This window comes from Acetobacter sp. (assembly GCF_047723915.1).
Taxonomy (GTDB): domain Bacteria; phylum Pseudomonadota; class Alphaproteobacteria; order Acetobacterales; family Acetobacteraceae; genus Acetobacter.
In genome coordinates this window covers 64,424-88,860 of sequence record NZ_JBDOBQ010000011.1, presented here as the reverse complement: position 1 = coordinate 88,860, position 24,437 = coordinate 64,424, and the positions used below count along the sequence as shown (strand labels likewise).

The following is a 24,437-nucleotide window of genomic DNA, read 5'->3' as shown; positions in this document are numbered from 1 at the left end:
TGCCGGATGCCGGATGCCGGATGCCGGATGCCGGATGCCGGATGCCGGATGCCGGATGCCGGTATATGGGTAATATGGCCGCAAGGCGGCAAAAGTCCCGCGGCAGGCGCGTTAAAGCGACGCCTTGGCCGGGCCGCGCGATAGCAATGCGTGGCACCGGCGCTTACAATTTGTTCTCCTGGATGAAAGAGGAAGTTCCATGCCACTCTCATCATCTCTGTTCCTGCGCCGACGTTCCCTCCTGCTGGCCGCACTGGGTGGAACAATGCTTGGTATGACGTCGCGGGGGTTTGCGGCCGACACCGCACCCACTTTGCCGCACATCGGTATTATCGGAGCCGGGCAGGTCGGTGGTACCCTTGGCCGGCTGTGGGCCAGGGCGGGCTATCCGGTCATGTTCTCCTCCCGCCATCCGGATGAGCTGGGGCAGGTTGTCGCGGCTGCCGGACCGAACGCGCGTGCGGGCAGCGTGGAGCAGGCCATTGCCTTTGCAGATGTGGTCGTGCTTGCGGTGCCCTATCATGCGGAGCCGGGCATAGCGCATGAATACGGTGCGGCACTTGCCGGCAAGATCCTGATCGATGCTGACAACGCCTATCCGTTCCGTGACGGTGCGCTGGCGCGGCAGGCCCGGTCAGAGGGGGTGGCGCGCTATTCGGCCCATCTGTTCGCCGGTACACGCTTTGTCAGGGCGTTCAACTCTGTCAACGCCAGTGCCCTGGCAGACGGCGGCGGTGGCGATACGGAAGTCCTTTACAGCTATACTGACGATGCGGCGGGCGCGGTTGTGGCAGAGCTGATCAAGGCCACGGGCAGTGTGCCGGTCCGGGGCCATGACCTGTGAGGACACGGCCGGCGGCAGGGCTTGCCCGTCACCACCGGTAGCGGGCTGGCGCGGCTGGACATGCCGCGCCATTAATGCCCACCCCGATGAACTTGCGGCTGTTCTGTGGGGCTGTGGCCTTTTTTTCTTTCTGTTCACCAGCTACGCCATTCTGCGGCCCGTGCGTGACGCCATGGGCATTGCGGGTGGGGTGCGTAACCTGCAATGGCTGTTCAGCGCCACATTCGCTGTCATGCTTGTGGCAATCCCGCTGCATGGCTGGCTGAACGCCCATGTGTCGCGCGCACGGTTCATAGACTGGGTCTATGGTTTTTTCATCATCACCATGCTCGTTTTTGCGGCGTTGCTGAGCATATGGCCTACCAGTCCGTGGGTTGCGCGCGTCTTTTTTGTCTGGCTGTCGGTGTTCAACCTGTTCGTGGTGTCCGTGGCATGGAGCCTGATGGCGGACGTCTTCAACACCGAACAGGCCAGGCGGGTTTTCGGGTTTATTGCAGGCGGGGCCAGCATAGGTGGCATTGCCGGGCCCATGGTGGGCGCTGCCATGGTCAGCGTGCTTTCGGTGCGGGGGCTGCTGGTTGTGTCCGCTGGGCTGCTGGGTGCCGCCGTTTATGCCAAAAGCCGCCTGCTGGTGTGGCGGCTGGGCCGGGATACCGTGCAGCAGGCGCAATCGCGCAGGAGGCCGGTCGCGGGTAATCCGTTTACGGGTTTTTTGCTGGTGGCGCGCTCGCCCTATCTGCTTTGTCTGGGGTTGTTTGTTATTTTGCTGACAACGGCTTCAACTTTTCTGTATTTTGAGCAGGCACGGCTGGTTGCCGCGGCTTTCCCCACGCGTAACGGGCAGGTGCGGGTTTTTTCCATGATCGATGGCGCTGTTCAGGCGGCGTCGCTCTTATGCCAGGTGTTCCTTGCCGGGCGCTTTGCCCGCCGCTGGGGTGTTGCAGGGCTGCTCTGCGCTATTCCCCTGCTTGTCGCCGCAGGTTTTGTGGTTCTTGCGATCTGGCCGGTTTTTGCCGTGGTTGCTGCCGTCATGGGCGTGCGCCGTGTGGGGGAATATGCGTTTATTCGCCCCGGGCGGGAAATGCTGTTTACCGGTGTTGCCGAGGACGTGCGTTATCGGGCCAAGAACTTTCTCGACACAGTTGTCTACCGTGGCGGTGACGCGCTGAGCGGCTGGGTGAGTGCCGCACTGATCGGCGCCACGCAGAGCCTGAGCGTGGTTTCGCTCGTGGGTGCCGTTCTGGCACTTGCCTGGGCGGCGTTGGGGTATGCGCTTGGCCGCCACCCGCGTGGCGCGCGGTAACGCACGGCCAGCCCGCATGGGGCAGGGTGGCGTACGTTATCGCGTTGCTGAATTTCTCAGGGGCCGCCTTTCTAGGCGTTGCCAAAACGCCGGTACCGGAACGCGGGCGGTATGGCCGGGCGTGCGGTTATGGCGCGCTCGATCACCGTATGGTCGGGCGCGCGGTGGCAGACCGGGTCTGTTGCATCAGCCCGCCCGGCCAGAGCCAGGGCCTGGCAGCGGCAACCGCCCCAGTCATCTTCCTTGAAGGCGCAGGACCGGCAGGGTTCGGGCATCCAGTCGGTGCCACGGAACATCGTGAACAGCGGAGCATTGTTCCAGATATCCGCAAGGCTTTCTTCGCGCACGGTGGGGAAAACCACACCGGGAATGCTCTCCGCCGCATGACAGGGCAGAACCCGCCCGGAGGGAGAGATATTGATAAAGCGCTGCCCCCAGCCGCCCATGCAGGGCTTGGGCTGGTCGGCGTAGTAGTCGGGCGTTACGAAGTCGATGCTCATCCGCCCCTCCAGACGGGCGCGGGCCTGTTCCACCGCCTTTTCGGTGGCTTCAAGCTGCGTGCGGTCCGGCAGCAGGGCGTCACGGTTCAGCAGGCCCCAGCCGTAATACTGCGTATGGGCAATTTCCACCCGTCGGGCGCCAAGCTGTTCGGCCAGCTCCAGCATGGCGGGTACACGTTCGGCGTTCTGGCGGTGGATGACAAAATTCAATGTCAGTGGCAGGCCCTCGGCGGCGATAAGCCGTGCGGCCTCAAGCTTTCTGGCGTGGCTGCCCGCCATATTGGCGATACGGTCAGCCGTTTCGGCCTGCGCGTCCTGAAAGGAAAGCTGGATATGGTCCAGTCCCGCATCGGCCAGTTTTTTAAGGCTGTCGGGCGTAATCAGCACGCCAGAGGTAATAAGGTTGGAATACAGCCCCTTGTGTGCCGCGTGGCGCACCAGATCGGGCAGGTCGGGGCGGGCCATGGGTTCACCGCCCGAAAAATGAACCTGAAGCACCCCCATTTCGGCGGCCTGGTCCAGAACGCGCTGCCAGTCTGCCGTGTCCAGTTCCTGCCCGCGCGGGTCAAGTCTGAGCGGGTTGGAGCAATAGGGGCATTGCAGCGGGCAGCGGTGTGTCAGTTCCGCCAGCAGGCTCATGGGGGGCGGGGGCAGGGCTGTCATGGGGTTATGACCAGCACCTGCCTGACGCTGAGATCCTGCACCAGGGCCAGCACGTCGCGGGCGATAATATCGCGCGGGGCGGCAAATTTTTCGCTCAACTGGTCGATAATGGCGCCAAGCGGGCGGGTCGCATCCACCAGTTGCAGGATTTCGGCGGCAACCGCGTCGGCCTGAAAAGCGCGTTCAGGGGCCTGGATAAACCATGTTTCACGCACGCGGTCGTATTGCAGCCGCGTGCCGCGGGCAAAACGCGGCACGCTGGTCTCGGTCACGGAGGTGGGGGTAACCCCGTTCATGCGTCGACCTTGGGGTGGAACGCACCGGGCGGAATGCGCGCGGGCGTGACATAGGCGTAATCCAGCGCGTCTAACATCGACCACAGCACGTTGCATTTGAACCTGAGCGCTGCCAGCACGGCCTGCTGCTGCTCCGGCGTTCTGGCGTGTTCCTTGACATAGGCCAGCGCGAAGGCGGAATCCTGCGGGGCCTGCGTCAGGCGCGGCTTGAAATAGGCCAGCGTTTCTTCGGTAATGAAGTCGTAGTTGCGCAGCATGCCCGACACGCGCTCGCTGATGATGGTGGGCGAGAACAGCTCTGTCAGGGACGAGGCAATGGCTTCCAGGATCGAACGCTCGCGCACGAAATGCACGTAAGCCTCCACCGCAAAGCGCGTGCCCGGCAGCAGACCTTCGAGCGATTCCACATAGGCGCGGTCCAGCCCCAGCCCGTCCGTCAGGCGCAGCCAGCGGGCAACGCCCCCCGTGCCGGGTTCCGTGCCGTCATGGTCTTCCAGCCGGCGGCGCCATTCGCGACGCAGTTCCGCCGTGGGCAGGCGCGCAAGCAGCGTTGCGTCCTTGGCGGGAATGCAGGCCTGGTAATAATAGCGGTTCAGCGCCCAGGCCTGAACCTGCGCCCTGTTCAGCTTGCCGTCATGCAGCGCGCGGTGGAACGGGTGCAGGTTGTGGTAGCGTTCCGCGCCAATGGCGCGCAGGGCGGCTTCGAGTTCATCGGGCGTGAGCAGGGCGTGTGTCATAAGGTGATCTTCATCCCGTCATAGGCAATATCCCACCCCGCGTCTTCGGCCTGCCTGCGTTCCGGGCTGTCCGCCAGAAGGACGGGGTTGGAGTTGTTGATATGAATAAACACCTTGCGCCCGACATGCAGCGGGCGGAAGGCGGCAATCGTGCCATCGGGTTCGTCGGCCATGGACAGGTGGCCCATGCGGTGGCCGGTCTTGCTGCCAAGACCCGCGCGGATCATTTCGTCATCCCGCCACAGGGTGCCGTCGAAAAACACCACATCCGCGCCGTCGATCCGCTGGCGCAGGGCGTCGGTCATGGCGGCGCAACCGGGAATGAACAGCGCACGGACCGTGCCGTCGCTTATTTCCAGCCCGATATTTTCGCCATTGGTCAGGATTTCGGCCGGGTTGATGCTGTTTTCCGCGTAAAGCGGCGCCTTGCCCGGTACGGCGAAAGGGGTAATCCGCAGGCCGGGCGGCTCAAGTGCGAGGGGCCGGTCCAGTTCAAGCCTGTGGCGCGGCACGATGGTGCTGTCCAGTGCCGTGAAAATGGGGTTGGCGTCCATCTGGTGCAGTACGGGCGCGGTCGCGTATAGCCCAAAGGGCTGGCGTTCGCGCATGGTCAGCAGGCCGACGATGGAGTCGATTTCGCCATTGGTCAGGATGACGCCGGCAATGGGCGTGGACCGCAGGCCGTCACGCGGGTACAGGTCGGGGGTGTGGTTGATCTGGGCCCGCAGGTCGGGCGAGGCATTGAGCACATACCACGACACGCCATCACCGCTGACAGCTATGGATGCCTGGGTGCGGGCGGGGGCGGCGGGGTCGCCCGCGCGTGCGCGCTGACAGGCCGGGGCGTTGGAATTCCACTGTGGGAAACCCCCACCGGCTGCCGCGCCAAGAACGACAATTTGGAGCATGCGCCCTTTCCAGTCAGAAAAAAGCCGTCAGCACCATGCGTTAAGCGCGCCTGGCGGCTGACGGCTGAAAATAAGACAGAGAGTGGTGTCTATCTTACTTCTTCTGACCGCAGACATAGCTGTTGATTTCTGCGCCCAGCGGAATTTCGGTAACTTTCGGTGCGTTCCAAGCCATGGGTCTTCTCCTTAGCCATAGGTGTTGCTTCAACAATGGCCTTCCCGCGCGCCTGCCAAGGCAGGACGGGTGAAGACTGTTGCACCTTAAACTGTGGGGAAAAAAGACCTGAACGCAAGCCCCCGCAGGCAAAATGGTGGCATGCGCCGGGCTGTAATCACGTTACTGTGAACGTGCCGACACCCCCGCGCGTGCAACCGTTACCACGAACGGCACATGGTCCGACGGGCGTGGCAACCCCCGTTCCGCCCGGTCCGGCGTTGCGGTCTGCAACCGTTCGGCCATGCGGGGGGACAGCAGCATGTGGTCGATACGCAGGCCGCAATCGCGTTCCCATGCACGGGCCTGATAGTCCCAGAAGGTATAGGCCTCGCCATTGGGGGTGATGGCCCGCAGGGCGTCCGTCAGGCCCAGCCAGCGCAGGCGGCGCCAGGCAGCGCGGCTTTGCGGGCGCACCAGCGCATCGTCCGGCCCCAGGGCGCCGGGGGCGCAGTCCTCCCGCGTGGGGCAGATATTGTAATCCCCCGCGAGAATGAAGTCGGTCCCCTGTTCAAGCATGTCCCGCGCGCGGATGGCCAGCGCGTCGAGAAAGTTGAGCTTGATGGCGTAGCCTGCCTCCCCCCCGGAATTGCCGTTGGGCAGGTACAGGTTGCCCAGCACCACCCCATGGGCATGCACTTCCACATAACGGGCGGCGGGGTCGGTAAAGCCGGGCAGGCAGTCGGTCACGGTCTCGAACGGCCCGCGTACGAGGGTTGCCACCCCGTTATAGGATTTCTGGCCCACCACGGCGCAGCGATACCCGGCCTGTTCGAATACATCGGCGGGAAACTGCGGGGTTTCGCACTTGATTTCCTGCATCATCAGCACGTCGGGCTTTTCGCGCGCCAGCCAGTCCAGCACCAGGTCCTGTCGCTGGCGGATGGAGTTCACATTCCATGTCGCCAGTTTAAGGGCGGCGGTCGTGTCCGGTGTCATGCCGGTATCATGCCAGCGAAAAGCTTGTGCCGCACCCGCAGGATGACGCGGCATTGGGGTTTTCCACCGCGAAATGCGCGCCCATCAGCTTGTCGGTAAAGGTCAGTTCAGCCCCGGCCAGCAGGTCCAGGCTTGCCGGGTCCACCACGATCAGCGCGCCAAGCCGTTCGATGCGTGTGTCTTCTCCGGCTATGGCGTCGGCCGGGATCAGGCTGAACAGATACTGAAAACCGTTGCAGCCCCCGGCCTCAACCGCCACGCGCAGGGCGGCGGGCACGCTTTCCCCCGCCGTGGCGCTGGCCTGTTTGCGGGCAATCACGCTGGCGACGCGGCTGGCTGCCGATTCTGATACGGAAAAGGAGGGTGCTGGCTGTGTCATGCTCCATTAGATAGTCTGAGTGCCTGCGAGTTTGAAGAGGGAAAGAGGAGTGCGATGGTCAACTTTCGCGCTGTCTCCTATTGTGGGTCTGCTGTGGGCCCGGCAACGGGCCCTGCGCGTCAGGAACCGCTCCCTTGCCCAAGCCCCACTCGGGCATGGGAACAGGGGTCGAATTTCCCCGCCCTGTCGGCTGACGGGCCGGCTGGGAAACCGAAGGATTGAAGCACATGCAACAGCTTGCCGCTGGGTACCAGGGGCTGGAGCCTTACGCAGTACAGGCCGGGGCGGGGCGTGGGCGCCGCCTGCATGACGAACCGCCTTCGCCCACCCGCACGCCATGGCAGCGCGACCGTGACCGGGTGGTGCATTCCTCGGGGTTCAGGCGGCTGCAGTACAAGACGCAGGTGTTCATCAACCATGAGGGCGATTTTTTTCGCACGCGGCTGACGCATTCGCTCGAAGTGGCGCAGGGGGCCCGCTCCATGGCGCGCCACCTGCGCCTTGACGAAGACCTGACCGAAGCCGTGGCACTCGCGCATGATCTGGGGCACACGCCGTTCGGCCACGCGGGGGAAGACGCTCTGGCAGCGCAGATGCAGCCCTGGGGCGGCTTTGACCACAACGCCCAGGCGCTGCGGCAGGTCATGGTGCTGGAGCGGCATTATATCGGCTTCGACGGCCTGAACCTGACATGGGAAACGCTGGAAGGGCTGGCCAAGCATAATGGCCCGGTGCGCAGGCCGTCGGCCCGGCTGGCGGAAATAAACGCCCTGTTCGACCTGGACCTGGGTACCTATGCCTCGGCCGAGGCCCAGGTGGCGGCGCTGGCGGATGACATCGCCTATCACGGTCACGATCTGGATGACGGCGTAAAATCGGGCCTGCTGTCGCTGGCTGATCTGGATGACGTGCCCCTGGTGGGGCAGGCGCTGGCCCAGGCTCGCGCGCTTGCGTCGGACCTGCCCGCGTCCGACCCGCGCACGCACCAGCGTATCCGCCATGAAATGGTGCGTCGCGTCATTAATGTGCTGATGACCGACGTCATGGCCTGTACACGCCAGCGCCTGCGCGACCTTGCCCCGCGCAGTGTGGAGGATATTCGCGCGGCCGCGGCTCCGGTCGTTGCGTTCAGCGACAGTCTGGCCGAGGCCAACAAGGGTATTCGTAAATTTCTGTTCGCGCGGCTGTACCGGCATTGGCGCGTCAACCGCATGACGTATAAGGCAAGGCAGGTCACGGCCGAGCTGTTCAGGGTTCTGACGGAGTCGCCCACGCTCCTGCCGGGGGAATGGCAACAGCAGATCCCCCCGGGGGATGACGAGGCGCTGCGCCGTATCGTGGCGGATTACGTGGCTTCCATGACCGACCGTTACGCCATGCAGGAACATAGGCGGTTGACGGACCTGTCGGTTGCGGGCTGATAACGCGGTTTCGGCGCGCGTGTGGGCGTCCAGAATTACGGGGTTGAGTGTTTATGTCAGAGTGTGTGTTCGTACAGTACCGTCATCATGTTCTGGACATCGTCCGGCAGGTGCTGCCCGACGTGCCCGAGGAAATTCTGGCGCGCGTAGAACTCACCCCCACGCGTGACCCCGCCCATGGGGACATGGCCACCAACGCCGCCCTGCTGCTGGCCAAGGCGGCCCGGCGTAAACCGGCCGAAATCGCGGCTGAACTGGTTGCGGCTCTTGCCGGCGTTGCCGGGGTCGCGGCGGTTGCCGCCGCTGGACCGGGTTTTGTGAACATCACCCTGCACCCCGACGTGCTGCGCGGCGTGCTGCCCGCCATCCTGCGTGCGGGCGAGGGGTATGGTGCATCCACTCTGGGGCAGGGCGTGCGGGTCAATGTGGAATATGTTTCCGCCAACCCCACCGGGCCCATGCATGTGGGTCATTGCCGTGGGGCCGTGGTGGGGGACGCGCTGGCCAACCTGCTGGCCAAGGCGGGTTTTGACGTTACCAAGGAATTCTACATCAACGACGCGGGAACGCAGGTCCGCGCCCTGGCCTGGGCTGCGTACTGGCGTTACCTGCAGGCGCTGGGCACCGCTGTCTCGCAGGAGGATTTTGCGGCCCAGGCGCCGGGCGGGTTGCAGTACCAGGGCGAATACCTGATCCCCGTGGGCATGGAACTGGCGGCGCAGTACGGCGCCAAGCTGGCTGAAACCGCACCCGATGGCACGGCCTGCATCGCCCCCGAGGCCACATGGCTGGAGACCGTGCGCGGCTTCACCATTGCCCACATGCTTGCTGCCATCAAGGAAGACCTGGCCGCGCTGGGCGTCAATCAGGATGTGTTCACTTCCGAGGCCGACGTGCTGGCCCGTGGCGTGACGGATCAGGCCATTGCGAAACTGCAGGGCGAAGGCCTGCTGTACGAGGGCGTGCTTGAGCCCCCCAAGGGCAAACTGCCCGACGACTGGGAAGAGCGCGAGCAGCTTCTGTTCAGTTCCACCCGCTTCGGGGACGACGTGGACCGCCCGCTGCGCAAGTCCGATGGCACCAATACCTATTTCGCCAATGATATCGGCTACCATTCCGACAAGGTGGCCCGTGGCGCGCAGATGATGATAGACGTCTGGGGCGCGGACCATGGCGGCTATGTCAAGCGCATGAAAGCGGCGGTCAAGGCGCTGACACAGGACAGCGTGCCTCTGGAAATCGTGCTGTGCCAGATCGTGCATGTCCTGCGCGATGGCCAGCCGGTGCGCATGTCCAAGCGCGCGGGCACGTTCGTGACCCTGCGCGACCTGATCGATGAAGTCGGGCGCGATGCGGTGCGCTTTACCATGCTGACCCGCAAGAGCGATGCGCAGATGGAATTCGACCTCGATCTGGTCGTGGCCCAGCAGCGTGACAACCCGGTCTTTTATGTCCAGTACGCCCATGCGCGCTGCCGTTCCGTGCTGCGCGCCGCACAGGACGATGCGCGCTACGGCTCCGTGGCGGACGCGGCTCTGGCCCACACCCCCTTGCACGCCCTGAACTCTGACGTTGAAATGGCGCTGATCCGCCGCCTGGCCGAATGGCCGCGCCTGGTGGAAGCCGCTGCCCTTGCGCGTGAACCGCACCGGGTTGCGTTCTATCTGGCCGAACTGGCGGGGGACTTCCATGCGTTGTGGAACCGTGGGCGGGACGACGCGTCGCTGCGGTTCCTCCAGCCTGACGCGGTGGAGGCCACTCAGGCGCGTCTCGCACTTGTTGCGGCAACGGCAACGGTCATCCGTTCCGGCCTGGCGGTCATGGGTGTGGACCCGGTAGAGGAAATGCGCTGATGAGCGAGAGGGATGACAATATCGGTCCACTGTCGAACCAGGCGGATGACAGGATCAATCGTGCGCGCGAGCGCATGACCATGGATTATGACGACGCGGCAGAAAAAGCCGACCCGAATACGCTGGCCATTCTGCTCAGCCGTTTTCTGGGCAATGGTTCTGCCACGCGGTGGCTGATTTACGGCACCGCCGGGCTGGGCGGCCTGCTGGTGCTGGGGATCGGCGGCTGGGCGCTGGTCCGCCACCATCAGAGCGGTATTCCCGTCATCGGGCCGCCTGCCGTGTCCATGCGCACCAAACCGGTCGATCCGGGCGGCATGCAACTGGATTCCCTTGCCCCGGCTTCCGCTGCGGACGATCAGGGCGACCACCCCGTGCCCGCGCCCGAAAACCCCAACCCCGCGGCGCTGGCCGCGCAATACGGGGCGACTACGCCCCCGGGCCCCGCCGGTGCTGCCACAGGTAATCCCGCAGGTAATCCCACAGGGGCCGATGGCGCGGCGGCACCCACAGGTCCGGCGGCACCCGGCACGCCGGTGGCGCCACCCCCGGTCATGGCATCCCCGGCCGCACCGGCGGGGACCGTGGCCGGCGCGGCGGGTGCGGGCGCTTCACCATCCGCACCCGCCGCCCAGGATGGGGACGAGGAAGAGGCAACCACCCCCGGCACGGAAGAGGCAGGGGACAGCGCGGCAGCCGTGTCAGCCGGTCCGGCCCGGCCTGCGGCGGTTCCCGCACCGGCGCCCAGTGCGTCCGCGGCGGCTGGTAGCGCCAGGGCGGTCGCGAACCCGCCTGCCAGCGCACCCGTCAATGCACCTGCCAGCCCATCTGCCAGTGCTGCGGCGGATGCACCACCCTCACCGCCAGCCCCGAAGTCGGCAGGGGGTGCTTTTCAGGCGCAGCTTGCCGCCCTGCCGACCGAGGCCGATGCCCGCAAGGAGTGGGCGCGGCTGAAGACCCGCTACCCCACGCTGTTTGGCGATCGTACCCCGGCCATTGTGCGGACAGAGCAGAACAATGCCCAGTTCTACCGCCTGCGCGTAAGCGGTTTTGCCACCAGTGCGGATGCCCGCACGTTCTGCGCCAGCGTGCGCGAACGCGGGCTGGCGTGCCTTGTAGCGCATCCCTGACGCCACCACGCACAGGCCGCCTGACCGTATGACTGAGCATGACGTTCCCCCGGCCCGGCACATGGGGGAAACACCCATGACGGATGGCCCCGGCCCCACGGCCGAGGCCGCAACCCCGCGTTCCCCCCTGCTGCGGCTGGAGGGGTTCGAGGGCCCCATGGACCTGCTGCTGGATCTTGCGCGGGCGCAAAAGGTCGATCTGGCGCGTATTTCCATCCTGCAACTGGTTGAACAGTATCTGGCAGTGGTGGAAAAGGCGCGGCGGATCAGGCTGGAACTGGCGGCGGACTGGCTGGTCATGGCGGCGTGGCTGGCCTGGCTGAAGTCCCGCCTGTTGCTGCCCGCTGACGACGAACTGGCCGTAGAGGGTGAAGAAGCGGCCGAACTGCTGCATGAACGCCTGATGGAACTGGCCTGCATGGGGCAACTGGCCCGTTGGCTGGACGCCCGCCCCAGGCTGGGGCGCGATGTGTTCGCCCGGGGCGAGCCGGAAAACCTGACCGAGGTCGACCGTTCGGGGCTGGCGCTGGACATGCCCCAGCTTATGCGGGCTTACCTTGCCGCCATGCGCCGCACCGCGCAGCGGCGTATTTACGCACCCCGGACATTGCGGTTCTGGACTGTGCAGGACGCATTAAGCCGCCTGACACGCCTGCTGGGCGAAACCCCACCGGGCTGGAACGCGCTTGATGCGTTCCTGCCCGATGCCCTGCCTGAACAGGCCGGTGGTGCGGATGCCGTCCGCCAGCGGCGCGCGGCTCTGGCGGGAACGCTGATCGCGGGGCTGGAACTGGCCAAGACAGGGCAGCTTGAACTGCGCCAGGACGAAACTTTCGGGCAGATCATGCTCCGCCCCCACGAGCATGAGCACGGGCACGAGCCGGTCGACGCGGCGTCCACAACCGCCGACATGAACGAAAACGGAGAACACGCATGACCGGCACCCCGGCCCCGACCCCCATGGGGGATACTGCCCCGGATGGCGGCCCCGTTCAGGCAGGTTCGGGGCAGGGCGACACCGCGCAGGGGCAGGCCGACGCTGACAGTCTGCCGGCCGGTGATGGTCCCGAAAACGCCATGACCGGGGCTCCTTGTGCCGGGTCTTCTTTGACCGGAGCGGCTCTGGCTGACGATATGTCTGGAGAGGCGGCTGTTGTCGAACAGGCTCTGCCCGGTCATGCGTTGCCTGATCATGCGTTGTCCGGCAGCCCGGAACCGAGCCGCCCGGAGCCTGACGATACCGTGCCTGCTGGTTCCGCCAGCGGAAACCCGGCCCCCGAAAGTTCCTTGCAGGCGCCTCCCTTTGTGCCCGATGACGCGGTGCGGCTGGCCGAAGCGCTGATTTTTGCTTCTGTCGATCCGGTCAGCACCCGCAGGCTGGCCGACCTGCTTGAAGCCCGCCAGATCATGCCCGCCGGGCAGGACGATCTGGCCGCGTTTGTGGATGCCGTCTTGCAAAGCCTGCAACAACGTTATGCGGGGCGCGGCGTCGCTCCGGTGGAGGTTGCCGGGGGCTGGCAGTTCCGCACGGCGCCCGATCTGGCGCCCCTGCTGACACGGGTTCTGGAACGCCCGCGCCGCCTGCCGCGCGCGGTTATGGAAACACTGGCCATTATCGCCTACCACCAGCCCTGTACCCGCACCGAGGTCGAGGATATTCGCGGCGTCAGCCTGGGGCAGACCGTGCTGGACACCTTGATCGAGACCGGGCTGATCGCCCCGCGCGGCCGCAAGGAAGTGCCGGGTCGCCCGGTTCTGTGGGGTACTACGCCCGACTTCCTGCGCCATTTCGGGCTACGTGCCCTTTCCGACCTGCCCCGGCGGGAAGAACTGCTGGTGGACCTGCCCGAAACGCAGTCGGGCTACGGCACCGCCCAGTCCGAAATCGCATTTGCCGCAGCGCGCGAGAGCGGGCATGACGGCCCCCACCTGCCCGAACAGGGCCCCGCGTTACAGCAGGAACCCGAACAGGCAGGGCCAGAGGATGCACAGGGACCAACACAGGCCAAGGAGCAGGACGGAGCGGATGGCCCATACGGGTCAGAGGCACCGGACGGGCCGGATCAGGGCAATGGCGGAGCGGACGGGCAGGAGGATACGGTTTATGCTGACCCGCACCCGTGATAGAGACAGTCGGTCTGTATCCGCACAAGGGCAGCCATCCCGGGTGGGGGTGGGTGTGAACGGGGCTGCACATGTTTGATTTTGCCTGGTCGGAAATCGCGCTGATCGGCGCGGTCGCGCTGGTGGTGATCGGCCCCAGGGACCTGCCCGTCGCCATGCGCGGTCTGGCCGGTCTGGTCAAGAAAGCCCGTACTCTGGCAGGGGAATTCCAGTCCCATGTCGATGACATGGTGCGCGATGCCGATCTGGGCGATGTGCGCGATCAGGTGCGTGACCTGCGCAACCTGAACGTGCGTGACAGGCTCATGAAAGCGCTCGACAGCGATGGCAGCCTTGCCCGCGCCACCGAGCAGCCCGCCCCCTTGGGCGAGCGGATCATCCCCGCTGGCCCGCGCGCCCTGGACCGGCCTGCTCCGGTGGCGGACGGGGCAGGGGTGTCATGGCCGGAACCGGTGCGTTCGGTCGCCCCCGCATGGTCGGGGAACGATCCTTACGCTCCGCGCAGCGTTCCCCAGAGCGTGGTTGATAGCGCCCCGCCCGAACTGCCGCCGGGTATCGCACGGCGTATCCTGCGCGAACAGGACCGGCTGCACCCGCCCGCCATCGTGCCTCCCGTGCGGGTCATGCACGGCAGGCGCGCCGTGGCCCCGGGCCGGATCGCCATCCTGCCGGCAGCCGACGGGGACGTGGACCGGGAGGACGCACAGCCTGTTGCTCCGCCGTCCATGCCGTTGACCGCCGAGTCCGTTCCCCCGCTGCCGTCAGTTCTCCACCCGGCAGACCCGCCGCCCGCCTTTCTGCCGCCACAGGGCAGCCTATCCCAGCCCACAGGTCCGCAGGCATGAACGAGAACACGACCATTCAGGACGATCCGATCCACGATCAGCCCATGTCGCTGATCGAACATCTGCTTGAACTGCGCCGCAGACTGCTGTGGTCCGCCGTTTCGTTCATCCTGTGTTTTGCGCTGTGCTATCATTATGCACAGAACATCTATCTGTTTCTGGCCCAGCCGCTGGGCGACATCATGCGCCAGCAGGGCCTGCAACCGCATTTGATCTACACCGCCCTGTACGAGGCGTTTTTCACCTATATCCGTGTGGCGCTGTTCGGGGCGGCTTTCCTGTCTTTTCCCATGTGGGCCATACAGGCGTGGATTTTTATCGCCCCCGGTCTCTACCGGTCCGAAAAACGGGCTTTCGCGCCTTTTCTGGTGGCCACACCCGTGCTGTTTCTGGTGGGCGCGGCGCTGGCGTATTACTTCATTTTTCCCATTGCGTGGCGTTTTTTCCTGTCATTCCAGACGCCGGGCACATCCGACGGCGGGGTGCAGATCGAACTGCAGGCCAAGGTTTCGGAATATCTGGCTCTGGTCATGAAGCTGATCATGGCCTTTGGGGTCGCGTTCGAACTGCCCGTGGTCCTGACCCTGCTGGCGCGGGCGGGCATCGTGACCGCCGCCATGCTGCGCCGTTTCAGACGCTACGCCATTGTCGGCGCGTTCGTGGTGGCGGCCATTCTCATGCCGCCCGATGTCATTACCCAGATCGGTCTGGCCGTGCCACTTGTGCTGCTTTACGAAGTGTCCATCCTGTGTGCCCGTCTGGTGGAACCCAGGCGCGCATCCGCCGACGCGGACACCCCGACCAACCCCGAGCAGGAGAATTCCTGAGTTATGCATGACATCCGCGCCCTGCGGGCCGATCCCGCTGCTTTCGATGCCGATCTGGCGCGCCGGGGGCTGGAACCCGTGGCCCAACGGCTTCTTGCATGGGACGAGGAACGCCGTCAGGCCCAGACCGCGTTGCAGGAAAAGCAGACCCGCCGCAAGGCCCTTGCGCGCGAGATCGGCACGCTCAAGCGCGAAGGGGGGGATACCGCTACGCTGGAAGTGGAAGGTGTCAGCCTGCGCGCCCAGATGGAAGCGCTGGAGGAACAGGCCAGTGCGGTAGAACGTGAAAGTACGGCCCTGCTGGCCAACCTGCCCAACCGGCTGGACCCCGCCGTGCCAGACGGGCCGGATGAAACCGCGAACCAGCTCTGCCATACCTGGGGCACCCCCAGGGACTTCAGCTTTACGCCCCGCCAGCATTTCGAACTGGGCGAAGCACTGGGCCAGATGGACTTTGCTACTGCCGGCAAGCTGTCGGGCGCGCGTTTTGTGGTGCTGCGCGCAGGGCTTGCCCGGCTTGCCCGTGCCCTTGGCCAGTTCATGCTGGACCTGCATGTGAACGAACATGGCTTTGTCGAGACCCAGGTGCCCGTTCTGGTGACGGATGACGCCATGTATGGCACGGACAAGCTGCCCAAATTCGCCGATCAGTCTTTTCGTACGGAAGACGGGCGCTGGCTTATTCCCACCGCCGAGGTGCCGCTGACAGCCTCCATCGCGGGGGATATTCTCGACGGTGCCATCCTGCCCCTGCGCATGACGGCCCTGACCCAGTGCTTCCGCAGCGAGGCCGGTTCGGCCGGGCGCGACGTGCGCGGCATGCTGCGCCAGCACCAGTTCGAAAAAGTGGAAATGGTGTGCGTAACCGCCCCCGAACACAGCGAGGCCGAGCACGAGCGCATGACCCGCTGCGCCGAAACCGTGCTGGAACGCCTGGGCATTCCCTACCGGCGCATGCTGCTTTGCGCGGGCGATACGGGGTTTGGTGCTGCCAAGACCTTCGATCTGGAAGCATGGTTGCCCGGGCAGGATGCGTGGCGCGAAATTTCATCCTGTTCCAACACGCGCGATTTCCAGGCCCGCCGCATGAACGCGCGTTTCCGCCCGCAGGCAGGGGCGGCTCCGGCTTTTGTGCATACGCTCAACGGGTCGGGCCTTGCGGTCGGGCGTACGCTGATCGCGGTCATGGAAAACTACCAGAACGAGGATGGCAGCATTACCGTGCCTGACGTTCTGCGCCCCTATATGGGCGGGCTTGCACGCATTGGCTGAACACCCGCACAGGACAGGGCTGGCCCATGGCGCATAAACCCTTCGTGCTGCTGACCCTTGCGATCGTCTCGGAAATGGTCGGCACAAGCTGCCTTGCCGCGTCGCAGGGGTTTGCGCGCTGGCTGCCGGCCGTGGTCAGCCTGCTTGCCTACGGGTTTGCGTTTTACTGCCTGTCCATCCCGCTCAAGACCATGCCCGTGGGCGTGATCTATGCCATATGGGCGGGGGCCGGTGTGGTGCTGAGCGCACTGGTCGGCCTTGTCGTGTTCCGCCAGAGCCTGGACCTGCCTGCCCTTGCGGGTATCGTGCTGATTGTGGCGGGTGTGCTGGTCATTAACCTGCTGTCATCCTCCGTCCGGCACTGAACGCGCTGTAGCAGGCGGGGCGGTGGCTGGGTCGATCCACCCTGCGGGTGGGTCGATGCGCTCAGGCCGGTGGCGTTATGGTCTCGATCACCATGTTCGGTGTCAGGATCTGGGGCAATGTCACCTCCGGCCCATGGGCTGGTACAAACAGGTAGAACGGCACGCCGTCCCGCCCATGCTGTTGCAGGAAGGTGGTTATGGCGCTGTCATGGCGTGTCCAGTCGCCGCGCATGAACACCACACCCTGCCGTGCAAAGGCCGCGCGGGTGGCCTGTGTGGTCAGGGCCACGCGTTCGTTGATCAGGCAGGTAATGCACCATGCGGCGGTCATGTCTATGAATACGGGCCTGCCGGCGGCGTGAAGCGCGGCCAGCCGCTGTGGCGAGAAAGGCTGTATGGCGTCCGTCAGGCCGTCCGTTCCGCCCGTGGTGGCGGTGTCTGTTGCCGTTGTGGTGTCGGGCTTGGCCATGGCGGTCGGGGCATCCGCCAGGTGTTTGAGAACAGGGAGCAGCGCCAGCGCCGCCAGCAGGCTCAATAGCGCCAGCCCGCGCAGGAATTTGTCGGCACTGTCCGCGCCGTCGCGCATCTGTTCGCGCTGGGCAATCCCGTATAGCCAGCCTGCTGCCCCCAGCATGACCAGCCCCGCCCCCAGCAGCACGGTGGCGCTGGCCCCGCCCTGCAATGTCGCGACCCAGAGCAGCCACACGCAGGAGCCCAGCAATGGAAAAGCCAGAAACTGCTTGAGATAGTCCATCCATACGCCAGGGCGCGGTAGTGCCGCGGCCAGACGCGGGTAGAAAGCCAGCAGTACGTAGGGGGCAGCAAGCCCCGCCCCAAGGGCCGCGAAAATGGCAAGCCCCGCAACCGGAGGCCCTGCGAGAGCCCCCGCGATGGCCACCCCCATGAACGGGGCCGAGCAGGGCGAGGCTACGGCTACCGCCAGCAACCCGGTCAGGACATTGTGCCAGACTTCGGGCCAGATTTCACGCCAGGCGCCGGGCGTTGGCGCCGCTGCATGCCGGTCGCGCCGCATGGCACCAGCCCCGGGCACAGACAGGAAAAGCGAGAAAACGCCCAGCAGGTTCAGCGCCATGCCGAACAGCAGCCAGAGCACCATGCCCACAAACAGGGGGGACTGGAACTGGAACCCCCATCCCACGGACCCGCCTGCCATACGCAGCCCCATGACAAGCCCGCCCAGCAGCATGAAACCGGCTAGCACACCGGCCGCATACCCCATGGCGCTGTAGCGCTGGATATGCCGCGCATGCCCGCCCAGCCGCACAAGGGCCAGCGCCTTCATGGCCAGAATGGGAAAAACGCAGGGCATCAGGTTCAGGACCAGCCCGCCCGCAAAGCCCATGAGACCAAGCTGCATGAACGCCAGCAGCCCCGTCAGCGACAGGAAGGGGGCTGTGTCTGTGGCAGTCCGGGATGGCGGGGCGTGAGCGCCTGCGGTGCCAGTCGCTGCACCGGTAGCTGCACCGGGGGCGGCAGTGCTGGTATCGGGGCGGGTGGCTCCGGCGACAGGTCGAGCCTGCACGCTCAGGGCCCGTTCCTGTCCTGCCGGGTCCTTGAGCACCACAATGCCGCCAAAACTCCGTGGAGGCGGCTGGCTGTGCGCGGGGGCAAAATCCGGTGTCGGGCGCAGGTGCAGCGTAATGCTGCCATCCTGTATAGCAGGGGGCTGGGGGGCGGCTTCCACGATCTGCCCGCGTTCCTCGGGCATGAACCAGGCATCGGCCACGGAACGGGGGGTAAGTTCGGGGCCTGTCAGGGTCAGCACGCCGTCGGGGGTAATGGTGGCGGGGTAGGGGGACGCCATGGGGGATTGCTGGGCGGCCCGTGCGAACAGGGGGGCCTGGCCGTCACGGTGCTGGGGCCCCATGGGCAGGGTGAGGCTGAAAGCAGCCTCCTCCGGCACGCAGACCTGTTCGCAGACAAGCCAGTGCGCATGCGCGCTCAGCGTTGTGTGCGTGTTATCGCTGCTGGCACGGGCGGGCGCATGCAGGGGCAGCAGCACAGGCAGGACGACCTCGCCCGTATAGGCATAGGACATCAGCGAAAATTCGCTGATCCGCTGCGGTGTGGGCCACAGGATGTCCTGCGCGGCGCCATCAAGCCCGCCACTGGCGGTTACGGACAGGCTGACCGGGTCCCCGGCATCGCCCGGGTTGCGCCAGTAGGTGTGCCATCCCGACTGCAAATGCAAAAGCAGGGCGACAGGCAGGGGCGTATGCCCATCCGCCGTGTCGGACTCCGTTATCAGGCTGGCCGTGGCATGTCCCGTCCTGACTGTGGCGCTCTGGGCAGCCCGTGCCTGACCGACCGGTGCGAACAGATAAAGGCAAAGCGCCATGCATAGGGTCGCGAGAACCAGCCCGGCAGCCCGTCCGGAGCGTGTCATGTCGGGGTGGTACGGGTCTGGAACAGGGCGCGGCATGGGGCGGCTTTCAGGCAACAGGGCGCGACGCGCCAAAGCCCTAGCATACGCAAAGCCGCCCTGGCTTGGAAAGGTGCGGGACCGCAGCCGCCACGTCGGGGGCACTGTCGATACCTGCGGAGGCCACGGGGTGCGAACCGCGTGCAGGCAGGGTGCCTGGCATGTCGGGCCGAGGCCATATGCAGCGCAGGTGCATGGCACACGCACAAGCCGCTCCGTTATGCAACGGGCCGGTCAGCCCATGGCGCTGCGGCTAATGCTCGTCCTGCGCGTCGGCCGAGGGCTGGAGAACAAACAGCCGTGAGCAATAAGGGCAGACTGTCTGGTGGTCGCCTATTTTCAGCCAGACCCTGGGGTGGCCAAGCTGGCCTAGTCCGCCGTCGCAGGCGACCTTGCGTTTGTCCACCACAATGGTTTCGATATGGCCAAGCCTTGGGCGGGGCACGGGATTGGTCGGCTGAACAAGGGTGGGCAGCATTGTTGTCCCCAATGTCATGGTCTGCGCGGCGCAGGGCCGCTCTGGTGTGTCGGTGCGGGTGATGATACGCATTCCGCTTGTGGTTGTGCAGCTTTCCTCTCTTCCCATACGCGTGAGCGGCCTGCGCCGCCTGCGGGCAGGCCTGCTGGCTCTTGGCGTTGCCGGTGCGGTGGCCGGGTGCGCTGTTGCGCCCGCCGAGGCACCTGTGCCCCCACCCCGCTTTGCCGCGGCTGCCCGGCTTGTCCCCCCTGACAGGGTTTTTACCATGTCTGATGGTGCGCTGCTGCCCGCGCGTGTCTGGTCCCCAGCCGGTGTGCCGCGCGCTATCCTGCTGGCCCTGCATGGTTTCAATGACAGTCGCGATGCGTGGGAGTTTCCGGCTCCGGTCTTTACCGCCAGCGGTGTGCGTGTTGTGGCGCCCGACCAGCGCGGTTTTGGGGGCACGGTGGACAGGGGCGGCTGGGCGGGGCAGGCGCGCATGGTGGCCGACGTGCGTGAGGAACTGGCCATTCTTGCGCGCGAAAACCCCGGTGTGCCGCTTTATCTGGCTGGTGAGAGCATGGGGGGTGCCATTGCCATGCTGCTGATGGCACGCCCCGATGCACCCCATCTGGCTGGCACGATACTGCTGGCCCCCGCCGTATGGGCGCTGGGGCCGGGGGCGGATGTGCCACTGAATATTCTGGCGACACTGTTCCCGCGCCATTTGGTGACAGGGCGGGAATTGCCGGTGCATGTCGTGGCCAGCGATAATATCGCAGCGCTGATCCGGCTGTATTACGACCCGTTGAGCCTGCGTGAAACCCGCCTGGACACCCTGCGCGGCCTTGTCGCCCTGATGCGTGAGGCATCGGGCGCCAGCCGGAGCCTGCACGGCAGAGTATTGTGCCTGTACGGTGACCGTGACGCCCTGGTGCCCCCCGCTGCCATGGGCCCGGTATGGCAGGCCATGCTGGAAGCCCCGGGCGCGAACGGGACCACAAGACTGGATCTGATCCATGGCGGTTACCACCTGCTGCTGCGCGGGCGGAACAGTGCCGTTGTCGAGGCTGATATCCTGCGATGGATGATGCAGCCGACTGCCCTGCTGCCCTCTGGCGGAGATATTGCCGCGGCGGCATGGCTGGCCCAGGACATGGGCGAGACACGGCCCGGCAAGGCGGGCATGCCGTGGTTTCTGCCTGCCCGGCTGGACGCTCTGGCCCGCTGATCCGGTCTCGACCGCGCCCCCTCCATGTCAGCATGAAGTTGCGGCTGCGACAGATAGAGACTTGGCAACCCTATGGCTTTGGGTTAGGGAGGGCGAACGGACCCGTAGCTCAGCTGGATAGAGCGTTGCCCTCCGAAGGCAAAGGTCACGCGTTCGAATCGCGTCGGGTCCACCATCTTAAAAATTCTGAATATGGCAGGCCGTTCGGCAACGTCCCGTGCGTTTGCACGCGTGGCTAAAGCCATCCAGCGGTATTATGTGCCGTCGGCACAGATCATGAAAAAAGCGCCTGTCTTGCGACAGACGCTTTGGAACCCGACCGGCGGCCCTGCGCGGGCGCAGAAAGCGGCCAGCAAGCAGCTATGAACCGTAAGGGACGCAGCACCCCGCGCGAACGGTTCGCGCGAGAACGCCGGTGCTGGCCGTTCAGCCGTTGAACTTGCTCTGGGCCTTTTTCGCGTCGGCATTGGCCTTGTCGAACTGGCTCTTCATGCGGTCCTGCGTGTCGTTGACGGATTTGGTAATGGTGTTGTTGTCGTCGGTGGCTTCATGCACGATGCAGTTGCTGTACGTGCTGGCGGCGGCCTGCCATTTCTTGACTGCTGTGGCGCTCTTGTTGAAAGCCTCGACCGAGCTCAGGTTGAAATCGACCGGGGTGGGTTCCGCCCCACAGGTCGAGGACGTCCACTGACCATTGCTGATCGTGCCCGCATGGGCAGCGGAGGAGAGAAGGCCGAACGCCAGAGCAAACCAGGCAAAACGATGAGTCATTGTCTATCTGTGTCCTTCAGCAAATCAGGCGGCCCGCACTGGCGTGCCCGATGGTGGCGTACGTGGCAACGCCCCGGGAGCATGCTGTCCCGACCGGCTCACCCGTTCCATAAAAGGCAGCATACACGCTTCGTTGCGATGAAAAAGCAAAATTTGTCCGGTCCGGCACTGTGAAAACAAAGAGTTGAGACCGCGCTGTCCCTGCTTTCATCACCTTGCGGGGGCCTGATGTTCATCAAAGGGGACGGGTCTTTCCAGCCTGTCCGGTGCGGCCGGTGCGGCGAATGGCGGTGCCAGCGGGCTGGGTGAGGGTTGGATCAAGGGGCGTGCCGAGGGCGGGGCCAATGGGGATGCCAACGGAGCGGCGTGCCGGGGAGCGGTCTCATCCAGTGCCCTGCTGGTCCGGGTTGCGGCATCCGGTGGCTGTATGGCTTGTGCGGGCGGAACAGGCTGGCCTGGCATGTAGTAAGGGCCCCGGTAGTTTTTATCGAGCTGGCTCGCGTTCAACCGGTCGATCTCGCTATCGCCCGTACCATCCGCATAGGGTGACTGCGGTATTCCCCCTTTGTCGGCAACAGCGGGTGCCTTTGCTACAGGGGCTGTCATGGCGGCCGCCATACCCGCTGACCGCGCAAGGCAGTCCGCCCCTGCAAGGACTATGCTGCCCACAAGAGCATGAAAGCCGATGGACGCCATAAGACCCCTGGCCGCCTGTTGTGTTGGAAAAGTGTGAGAAGAAAAGACTGCAAACCACAACGTTCCACAGGCGGGCCGGTGCCCCTGCGTATGGCTGGTTTTGCCGAATAAATTAGAACCTGTTCAAAAATAACATATTGATAAAGGAAGAATAAAAATTTCCATGTGTCGCCGTTTCCAAAAAGACCAGCTTTCCCCAGGCTTTCTGAAAAAAAGCGTCATCATGGGGCAGGACACTGTGAAATATTGTCTGGGCCGTTTTTAAACAGCCTCCTGCATCGCGCAGCGGGGAGTGCAGGTCGCAATGCCGGAAGACATGGTGCGACGTAAGGACGGGAGAAAGCGCTCTAACGCAGTTGGCTGTCCTTGTTGCCACGACGGTTGATGGTGCTGAACACGGGGCGGGCATCGCGTTCGGACTGGCAGTCAATGCACAGTTTTACTCCCGGTACGGCTACACGACGCGCCTGGGGAATATCCTCCCCGCATTCGCGGCAGTGCGTCTCGCTCTCACCTTTGGGCATATGGGCACGCACATGCTGGACCGCATCGGCCACGGTATCATCGATCTGGTCTTGAACGGCTCCGTCAGGAGCCCAGCCACCGGCCATGCGCACCCCCTGCATACACTACAAGAGCGCTATTATGCTGCATGGGTAATGAAATTCAAGCCAGACCTGTCAGGCCAGCTTGTTCATCGGCATATTTTTTGAGAATTTTTCAGATGCGTAACAGCGCATCTAGATGGTGCCCAAGGGCGGGATCGAACCACCGACACTGCGATTTTCAGTCGCATGCTCTACCAACTGAGCTACTTGGGCACCGCAGCCTCGCGGCGTGAGAGAGCATTTATCGCACGGTGGGGGGGAGATCAAGTCACCTTTCGCGATTTATTTCAGCTTTTTCATCATCATCGTCTTCCAGCGCTGGTTCACCGGGCAGGCGGTAGGCACCGCTGAACCAGCGGCCCAGATCCACATCCGCGCAGCGGCGCGAACAGAACGGCCGGGTTTCATGCGCTGTAGGCTGGCCGCAGACAGGGCAGGTCGGGGTGGGCGTTGGGGCGGTCATGATCTGTCAGCGCTCCAGTGCAGGTCGGGCAGGGAGGGGTCCAGACGCAGGGCCAGAGGGTGACCGAGCGCATGGGCGCAGTCTGCCATGGCCAGCGGGTCCTGTTCCAGTGCGCGGATCAGGCGGCTGCCCGCGCGCAGGATGGTGGCTGTGGGGTCGTGGGTGACGATCTGGCGCAGGGCGCGCAGGGCGTGCCCGTGGGCGCTGCCCAGCAGTTCGGGCAGGGATGGGTGAATACGCGCGCGTACGATCTCGATCAGGCCAAGTGCTGTAACCCCAAGGCAGCGTGGACGCAGCGGGTCTGTTGCCAGGCATGCGGCTACCGGCTCAAGCAGGGCCTGGCGCTTGCGGGTGGCAAGGCCTGCCGGGTCGATCAGGATGGCGCCCGAAAGGTTGCGCAGGCGAATCTGGCGCATCAGTGTCGGCAGCGCGTCACGATTGGCCGCGAACTGGGCTGTCTGCTTGGCCTGGGCCCCCCGGGCAGGCGGCGCGTCCATGTCGATGGCGATCAGCGCCGGGGTGGGGGTAATGGTTGCGCGCATGCCGCCGGGCAGGGCGACTTCGGCATCTTCCAGGGCCGTGCATTCGGCCTCTATGTCTTCGGGCAGGCCGGCAAGGCCCTGCACGCGCCGGTCGCGCAGATGGACGGGAATGCGGGCACTGGCCGCGGGACTGTCGGCCACGATCCGGGCCGTGGGCCAGCGGGCCGCCAGCCGTTCAAGCGGGGTAGGGCCGCAGCGCCGCAGACCCGGGCCGGTATGGGGGAGATTGCCATCCGTTGCACCGTCATGCGCCGAGGTGCCAGTGCCAGTGCCAGTGCCAGTGCCAGTGCCAGCATCGGGGGCGGTCAGGCTTACCCGTACCCCCTTGCCGCCCTGGGCCGCGCGGGTAATGCGCACGGTCACGCTCTGGCCTTCTGTCAGGGGCGGTGTATCCTTGGAGACAGGTAGAAAGCCGCCGCTTTCCAGCCCCGGGTCATTGCCAAGGTCCACAAATGCACCGCCCATGGCCGGGAGCAGGGCCGTTATGCGGGCGCAATATACGTCGCCCACGCGGTCGGGCGCGCCGGGCCGCCAGAGCGCGAAATCGACCAGAGTGTCATGATCCGTTACGGCCAGGCGTATCTCACCGGGGGAGGACGCCATGCG

General features: G+C 65.1%; 26 protein-coding genes and 2 tRNA genes. 13 read left to right on the top strand and 15 right to left on the bottom strand.

Translation table 11 applies throughout. From position 1 onward, the window contains the following. Nucleotides 1-199 precede the first annotated feature (199 nt). Together ABF990_RS08210 and ABF990_RS08205 are read left to right on the top strand one after the other, a co-directional pair. The gene (locus ABF990_RS08210; protein ID WP_415492078.1) at nucleotides 200-844 is read left to right on the top strand and encodes an NADPH-dependent F420 reductase; all 645 of its coding nucleotides are present in this window, start codon (nucleotides 200-202) and stop codon (nucleotides 842-844) included. Continuing rightward, the gene (locus ABF990_RS08205; RefSeq protein ID WP_415492077.1) at nucleotides 834-2,147 is read left to right on the top strand and encodes an NTP/NDP exchange transporter; all 1,314 of its coding nucleotides are present in this window, start codon (nucleotides 834-836) and stop codon (nucleotides 2,145-2,147) included. The genes ABF990_RS08210 and ABF990_RS08205 overlap by 11 nt, the downstream gene beginning before the upstream one ends. A gap of 71 nt (nucleotides 2,148-2,218) precedes the next feature. Here the strand turns inward: ABF990_RS08205 and pqqE are convergent, their stop codons facing one another. The 7 genes from pqqE to ABF990_RS08170 all read right to left on the bottom strand — a co-directional run bounded on the left by pqqE (nucleotide 2,219) and on the right by ABF990_RS08170 (nucleotide 6,783). Then, nucleotides 2,219-3,310: a pyrroloquinoline quinone biosynthesis protein PqqE gene (gene pqqE / locus ABF990_RS08200; RefSeq protein WP_415492076.1), complete on the bottom strand. Its 1,092-nt coding sequence runs from the start codon at nucleotides 3,308-3,310 to the stop codon at nucleotides 2,219-2,221. Next, complete coding sequence (pqqD, locus tag ABF990_RS08195; RefSeq protein WP_415492075.1) at nucleotides 3,307-3,606, bottom strand: pyrroloquinoline quinone biosynthesis peptide chaperone PqqD; 300 nt, start codon at nucleotides 3,604-3,606, stop codon at nucleotides 3,307-3,309. Before pqqD ends, pqqE begins: the two co-directional genes overlap by 4 nt. Further along, nucleotides 3,603-4,343 carry a pyrroloquinoline-quinone synthase PqqC gene (gene pqqC, locus ABF990_RS08190; RefSeq protein ID WP_415492073.1) on the bottom strand — a complete coding sequence of 247 codons (741 nt, stop codon included), beginning with the start codon at nucleotides 4,341-4,343 and terminating at the stop codon, nucleotides 3,603-3,605. Before pqqC ends, pqqD begins: the two co-directional genes overlap by 4 nt. Further along, nucleotides 4,340-5,251, bottom strand: coding sequence for a pyrroloquinoline quinone biosynthesis protein PqqB (pqqB, locus tag ABF990_RS08185; RefSeq protein WP_415500431.1), 912 nt, complete (start codon nucleotides 5,249-5,251; stop codon nucleotides 4,340-4,342). Before pqqB ends, pqqC begins: the two co-directional genes overlap by 4 nt. 94 nt (nucleotides 5,252-5,345) lie before the next feature. Beyond that, a complete protein-coding gene (pqqA, locus tag ABF990_RS08180) occupies nucleotides 5,346-5,426 on the bottom strand; it encodes a pyrroloquinoline quinone precursor peptide PqqA (RefSeq protein WP_035370857.1) in 81 nt (26 codons plus the stop codon). Nucleotides 5,427-5,588: 162 nt separating this feature from the next. Further along, nucleotides 5,589-6,404, bottom strand: coding sequence for an exodeoxyribonuclease III (locus ABF990_RS08175; protein ID WP_415492069.1), 816 nt, complete (start codon nucleotides 6,402-6,404; stop codon nucleotides 5,589-5,591). A 7-nt stretch (nucleotides 6,405-6,411) separates the two neighbouring features. Beyond that, a complete protein-coding gene (locus ABF990_RS08170; protein ID WP_415492067.1) occupies nucleotides 6,412-6,783 on the bottom strand; it encodes a HesB/IscA family protein in 372 nt (123 codons plus the stop codon). 227 nt (nucleotides 6,784-7,010) lie between these two features. On the opposite strand from ABF990_RS08170, the gene ABF990_RS08165 reads away from it, so the two are divergent. The 9 genes from ABF990_RS08165 to ABF990_RS08125 all read left to right on the top strand — a co-directional run bounded on the left by ABF990_RS08165 (nucleotide 7,011) and on the right by ABF990_RS08125 (nucleotide 16,620). Further along, entirely contained in the window at nucleotides 7,011-8,204 is a 1,194-nt protein-coding gene (locus ABF990_RS08165; protein WP_415506540.1) for a deoxyguanosinetriphosphate triphosphohydrolase, read from the top strand. A 53-nt stretch (nucleotides 8,205-8,257) separates the two neighbouring features. Then, a complete protein-coding gene (gene argS / locus ABF990_RS08160) occupies nucleotides 8,258-10,057 on the top strand; it encodes an arginine--tRNA ligase (RefSeq protein WP_415500432.1) in 1,800 nt (599 codons plus the stop codon). Then, nucleotides 10,057-11,187, top strand: coding sequence for an SPOR domain-containing protein (locus ABF990_RS08155; RefSeq protein ID WP_415492063.1), 1,131 nt, complete (start codon nucleotides 10,057-10,059; stop codon nucleotides 11,185-11,187). Before argS ends, ABF990_RS08155 begins: the two co-directional genes overlap by 1 nt. A gap of 76 nt (nucleotides 11,188-11,263) precedes the next feature. Then, complete coding sequence (locus tag ABF990_RS08150; RefSeq protein ID WP_415492083.1) at nucleotides 11,264-12,124, top strand: segregation and condensation protein A; 861 nt, start codon at nucleotides 11,264-11,266, stop codon at nucleotides 12,122-12,124. A 197-nt stretch (nucleotides 12,125-12,321) separates the two neighbouring features. Then, nucleotides 12,322-13,311: an SMC-Scp complex subunit ScpB gene (gene scpB, locus ABF990_RS08145; protein ID WP_415492082.1), complete on the top strand. Its 990-nt coding sequence runs from the start codon at nucleotides 12,322-12,324 to the stop codon at nucleotides 13,309-13,311. 71 nt (nucleotides 13,312-13,382) lie between these two features. Beyond that, entirely contained in the window at nucleotides 13,383-14,156 is a 774-nt protein-coding gene (gene tatB, locus ABF990_RS08140; protein WP_415500433.1) for a Sec-independent protein translocase protein TatB, read from the top strand. Next, nucleotides 14,153-14,983 carry a twin-arginine translocase subunit TatC gene (gene tatC, locus ABF990_RS08135; RefSeq protein WP_415492059.1) on the top strand — a complete coding sequence of 277 codons (831 nt, stop codon included), beginning with the start codon at nucleotides 14,153-14,155 and terminating at the stop codon, nucleotides 14,981-14,983. The genes tatB and tatC overlap by 4 nt, the downstream gene beginning before the upstream one ends. Nucleotides 14,984-14,986: 3 nt before the next feature. Beyond that, the gene (serS, locus tag ABF990_RS08130; protein ID WP_415500434.1) at nucleotides 14,987-16,255 is read left to right on the top strand and encodes a serine--tRNA ligase; all 1,269 of its coding nucleotides are present in this window, start codon (nucleotides 14,987-14,989) and stop codon (nucleotides 16,253-16,255) included. 26 nt (nucleotides 16,256-16,281) lie between these two features. Beyond that, nucleotides 16,282-16,620: a DMT family transporter gene (locus ABF990_RS08125; RefSeq protein ID WP_415492057.1), complete on the top strand. Its 339-nt coding sequence runs from the start codon at nucleotides 16,282-16,284 to the stop codon at nucleotides 16,618-16,620. Nucleotides 16,621-16,681: 61 nt separating this feature from the next. Here ABF990_RS08125 and ABF990_RS08120 read toward each other — a convergent pair whose 3' ends face one another. Together ABF990_RS08120 and ABF990_RS08115 are read right to left on the bottom strand one after the other, a co-directional pair. After that, the gene (locus tag ABF990_RS08120) at nucleotides 16,682-19,027 is read right to left on the bottom strand and encodes a protein-disulfide reductase DsbD family protein (protein ID WP_415506539.1); all 2,346 of its coding nucleotides are present in this window, start codon (nucleotides 19,025-19,027) and stop codon (nucleotides 16,682-16,684) included. A gap of 289 nt (nucleotides 19,028-19,316) precedes the next feature. After that, a complete protein-coding gene (locus tag ABF990_RS08115) occupies nucleotides 19,317-19,541 on the bottom strand; it encodes a zinc-finger domain-containing protein (RefSeq protein WP_207846062.1) in 225 nt (74 codons plus the stop codon). A gap of 61 nt (nucleotides 19,542-19,602) precedes the next feature. On the opposite strand from ABF990_RS08115, the gene ABF990_RS08110 reads away from it, so the two are divergent. Both ABF990_RS08110 and ABF990_RS08105 read left to right on the top strand, forming a co-directional pair. After that, nucleotides 19,603-20,751: an alpha/beta fold hydrolase gene (locus tag ABF990_RS08110; RefSeq protein ID WP_415492493.1), complete on the top strand. Its 1,149-nt coding sequence runs from the start codon at nucleotides 19,603-19,605 to the stop codon at nucleotides 20,749-20,751. A 98-nt stretch (nucleotides 20,752-20,849) separates the two neighbouring features. Beyond that, a tRNA-Arg gene (locus tag ABF990_RS08105) sits at nucleotides 20,850-20,926 on the top strand. 251 nt (nucleotides 20,927-21,177) lie between these two features. Here the strand turns inward: ABF990_RS08105 and ABF990_RS08100 are convergent. The 6 genes from ABF990_RS08100 to ABF990_RS08075 all read right to left on the bottom strand — a co-directional run bounded on the left by ABF990_RS08100 (nucleotide 21,178) and on the right by ABF990_RS08075 (nucleotide 24,434). Further along, the gene (locus ABF990_RS08100) at nucleotides 21,178-21,522 is read right to left on the bottom strand and encodes a hypothetical protein (RefSeq protein ID WP_415492492.1); all 345 of its coding nucleotides are present in this window, start codon (nucleotides 21,520-21,522) and stop codon (nucleotides 21,178-21,180) included. A gap of 210 nt (nucleotides 21,523-21,732) precedes the next feature. After that, nucleotides 21,733-22,218: a hypothetical protein gene (locus ABF990_RS08095; protein WP_415492491.1), complete on the bottom strand. Its 486-nt coding sequence runs from the start codon at nucleotides 22,216-22,218 to the stop codon at nucleotides 21,733-21,735. 347 nt (nucleotides 22,219-22,565) lie between these two features. Continuing rightward, on the bottom strand, nucleotides 22,566-22,829 hold the full coding sequence (locus ABF990_RS08090) for a DksA/TraR family C4-type zinc finger protein (RefSeq protein WP_415492490.1): 264 nt from the start codon (nucleotides 22,827-22,829) through the stop codon (nucleotides 22,566-22,568). Between the two features lie 134 nt (nucleotides 22,830-22,963). Continuing rightward, nucleotides 22,964-23,039: transfer RNA gene (locus ABF990_RS08085), tRNA-Phe, on the bottom strand. A 55-nt stretch (nucleotides 23,040-23,094) separates the two neighbouring features. After that, the gene (locus ABF990_RS08080) at nucleotides 23,095-23,289 is read right to left on the bottom strand and encodes a DNA gyrase inhibitor YacG (RefSeq protein WP_415492489.1); all 195 of its coding nucleotides are present in this window, start codon (nucleotides 23,287-23,289) and stop codon (nucleotides 23,095-23,097) included. Next, nucleotides 23,286-24,434 carry a ribonuclease E/G gene (locus ABF990_RS08075; RefSeq protein WP_415500437.1) on the bottom strand — a complete coding sequence of 383 codons (1,149 nt, stop codon included), beginning with the start codon at nucleotides 24,432-24,434 and terminating at the stop codon, nucleotides 23,286-23,288. The genes ABF990_RS08080 and ABF990_RS08075 overlap by 4 nt, the downstream gene beginning before the upstream one ends. Nucleotides 24,435-24,437: the final 3 nt, after the last annotated feature.

Bases quoted from the DNA above. Each gene is read 5' to 3' on its own strand.
- argS (WP_415500432.1), top strand. From the start codon at position 8,258: ATGTCAGAGTGTGTGTTCGTACAGTACCGTCATCATGTTCTGGACATC.
- ABF990_RS08210 (WP_415492078.1), top strand. From the start codon at position 200: ATGCCACTCTCATCATCTCTGTTCCTGCGCCGACGTTCCCTCCTGCTG.
- ABF990_RS08155 (WP_415492063.1), top strand. From the start codon at position 10,057: ATGAGCGAGAGGGATGACAATATCGGTCCACTGTCGAACCAGGCGGAT.
- ABF990_RS08100 (WP_415492492.1), bottom strand. From the start codon at position 21,522: ATGACTCATCGTTTTGCCTGGTTTGCTCTGGCGTTCGGCCTTCTCTCC.
- ABF990_RS08170 (WP_415492067.1), bottom strand. From the start codon at position 6,783: ATGACACAGCCAGCACCCTCCTTTTCCGTATCAGAATCGGCAGCCAGC.
- ABF990_RS08080 (WP_415492489.1), bottom strand. From the start codon at position 23,289: ATGACCGCCCCAACGCCCACCCCGACCTGCCCTGTCTGCGGCCAGCCT.
- ABF990_RS08125 (WP_415492057.1), top strand. From the start codon at position 16,282: ATGGCGCATAAACCCTTCGTGCTGCTGACCCTTGCGATCGTCTCGGAA.
- tatB (WP_415500433.1), top strand. From the start codon at position 13,383: ATGTTTGATTTTGCCTGGTCGGAAATCGCGCTGATCGGCGCGGTCGCG.
- ABF990_RS08205 (WP_415492077.1), top strand. From the start codon at position 834: ATGACCTGTGAGGACACGGCCGGCGGCAGGGCTTGCCCGTCACCACCG.
- ABF990_RS08110 (WP_415492493.1), top strand. From the start codon at position 19,603: ATGATACGCATTCCGCTTGTGGTTGTGCAGCTTTCCTCTCTTCCCATA.
- ABF990_RS08090 (WP_415492490.1), bottom strand. From the start codon at position 22,829: ATGGCCGGTGGCTGGGCTCCTGACGGAGCCGTTCAAGACCAGATCGAT.
- ABF990_RS08075 (WP_415500437.1), bottom strand. From the start codon at position 24,434: ATGGCGTCCTCCCCCGGTGAGATACGCCTGGCCGTAACGGATCATGAC.
- ABF990_RS08115 (WP_207846062.1), bottom strand. From the start codon at position 19,541: ATGCTGCCCACCCTTGTTCAGCCGACCAATCCCGTGCCCCGCCCAAGG.
- ABF990_RS08150 (WP_415492083.1), top strand. From the start codon at position 11,264: ATGACGGATGGCCCCGGCCCCACGGCCGAGGCCGCAACCCCGCGTTCC.
- pqqC (WP_415492073.1), bottom strand. From the start codon at position 4,343: ATGACACACGCCCTGCTCACGCCCGATGAACTCGAAGCCGCCCTGCGC.
- pqqD (WP_415492075.1), bottom strand. From the start codon at position 3,606: ATGAACGGGGTTACCCCCACCTCCGTGACCGAGACCAGCGTGCCGCGT.
- scpB (WP_415492082.1), top strand. From the start codon at position 12,322: ATGTCTGGAGAGGCGGCTGTTGTCGAACAGGCTCTGCCCGGTCATGCG.
- pqqE (WP_415492076.1), bottom strand. From the start codon at position 3,310: ATGACAGCCCTGCCCCCGCCCCCCATGAGCCTGCTGGCGGAACTGACA.
- pqqA (WP_035370857.1), bottom strand. From the start codon at position 5,426: ATGGCTTGGAACGCACCGAAAGTTACCGAAATTCCGCTGGGCGCAGAA.
- pqqB (WP_415500431.1), bottom strand. From the start codon at position 5,251: ATGCTCCAAATTGTCGTTCTTGGCGCGGCAGCCGGTGGGGGTTTCCCA.
- tatC (WP_415492059.1), top strand. From the start codon at position 14,153: ATGAACGAGAACACGACCATTCAGGACGATCCGATCCACGATCAGCCC.
- ABF990_RS08165 (WP_415506540.1), top strand. From the start codon at position 7,011: ATGCAACAGCTTGCCGCTGGGTACCAGGGGCTGGAGCCTTACGCAGTA.
- ABF990_RS08095 (WP_415492491.1), bottom strand. From the start codon at position 22,218: ATGGCGTCCATCGGCTTTCATGCTCTTGTGGGCAGCATAGTCCTTGCA.
- serS (WP_415500434.1), top strand. From the start codon at position 14,987: ATGCATGACATCCGCGCCCTGCGGGCCGATCCCGCTGCTTTCGATGCC.
- ABF990_RS08175 (WP_415492069.1), bottom strand. From the start codon at position 6,404: ATGACACCGGACACGACCGCCGCCCTTAAACTGGCGACATGGAATGTG.
- ABF990_RS08120 (WP_415506539.1), bottom strand. From the start codon at position 19,027: ATGACACGCTCCGGACGGGCTGCCGGGCTGGTTCTCGCGACCCTATGC.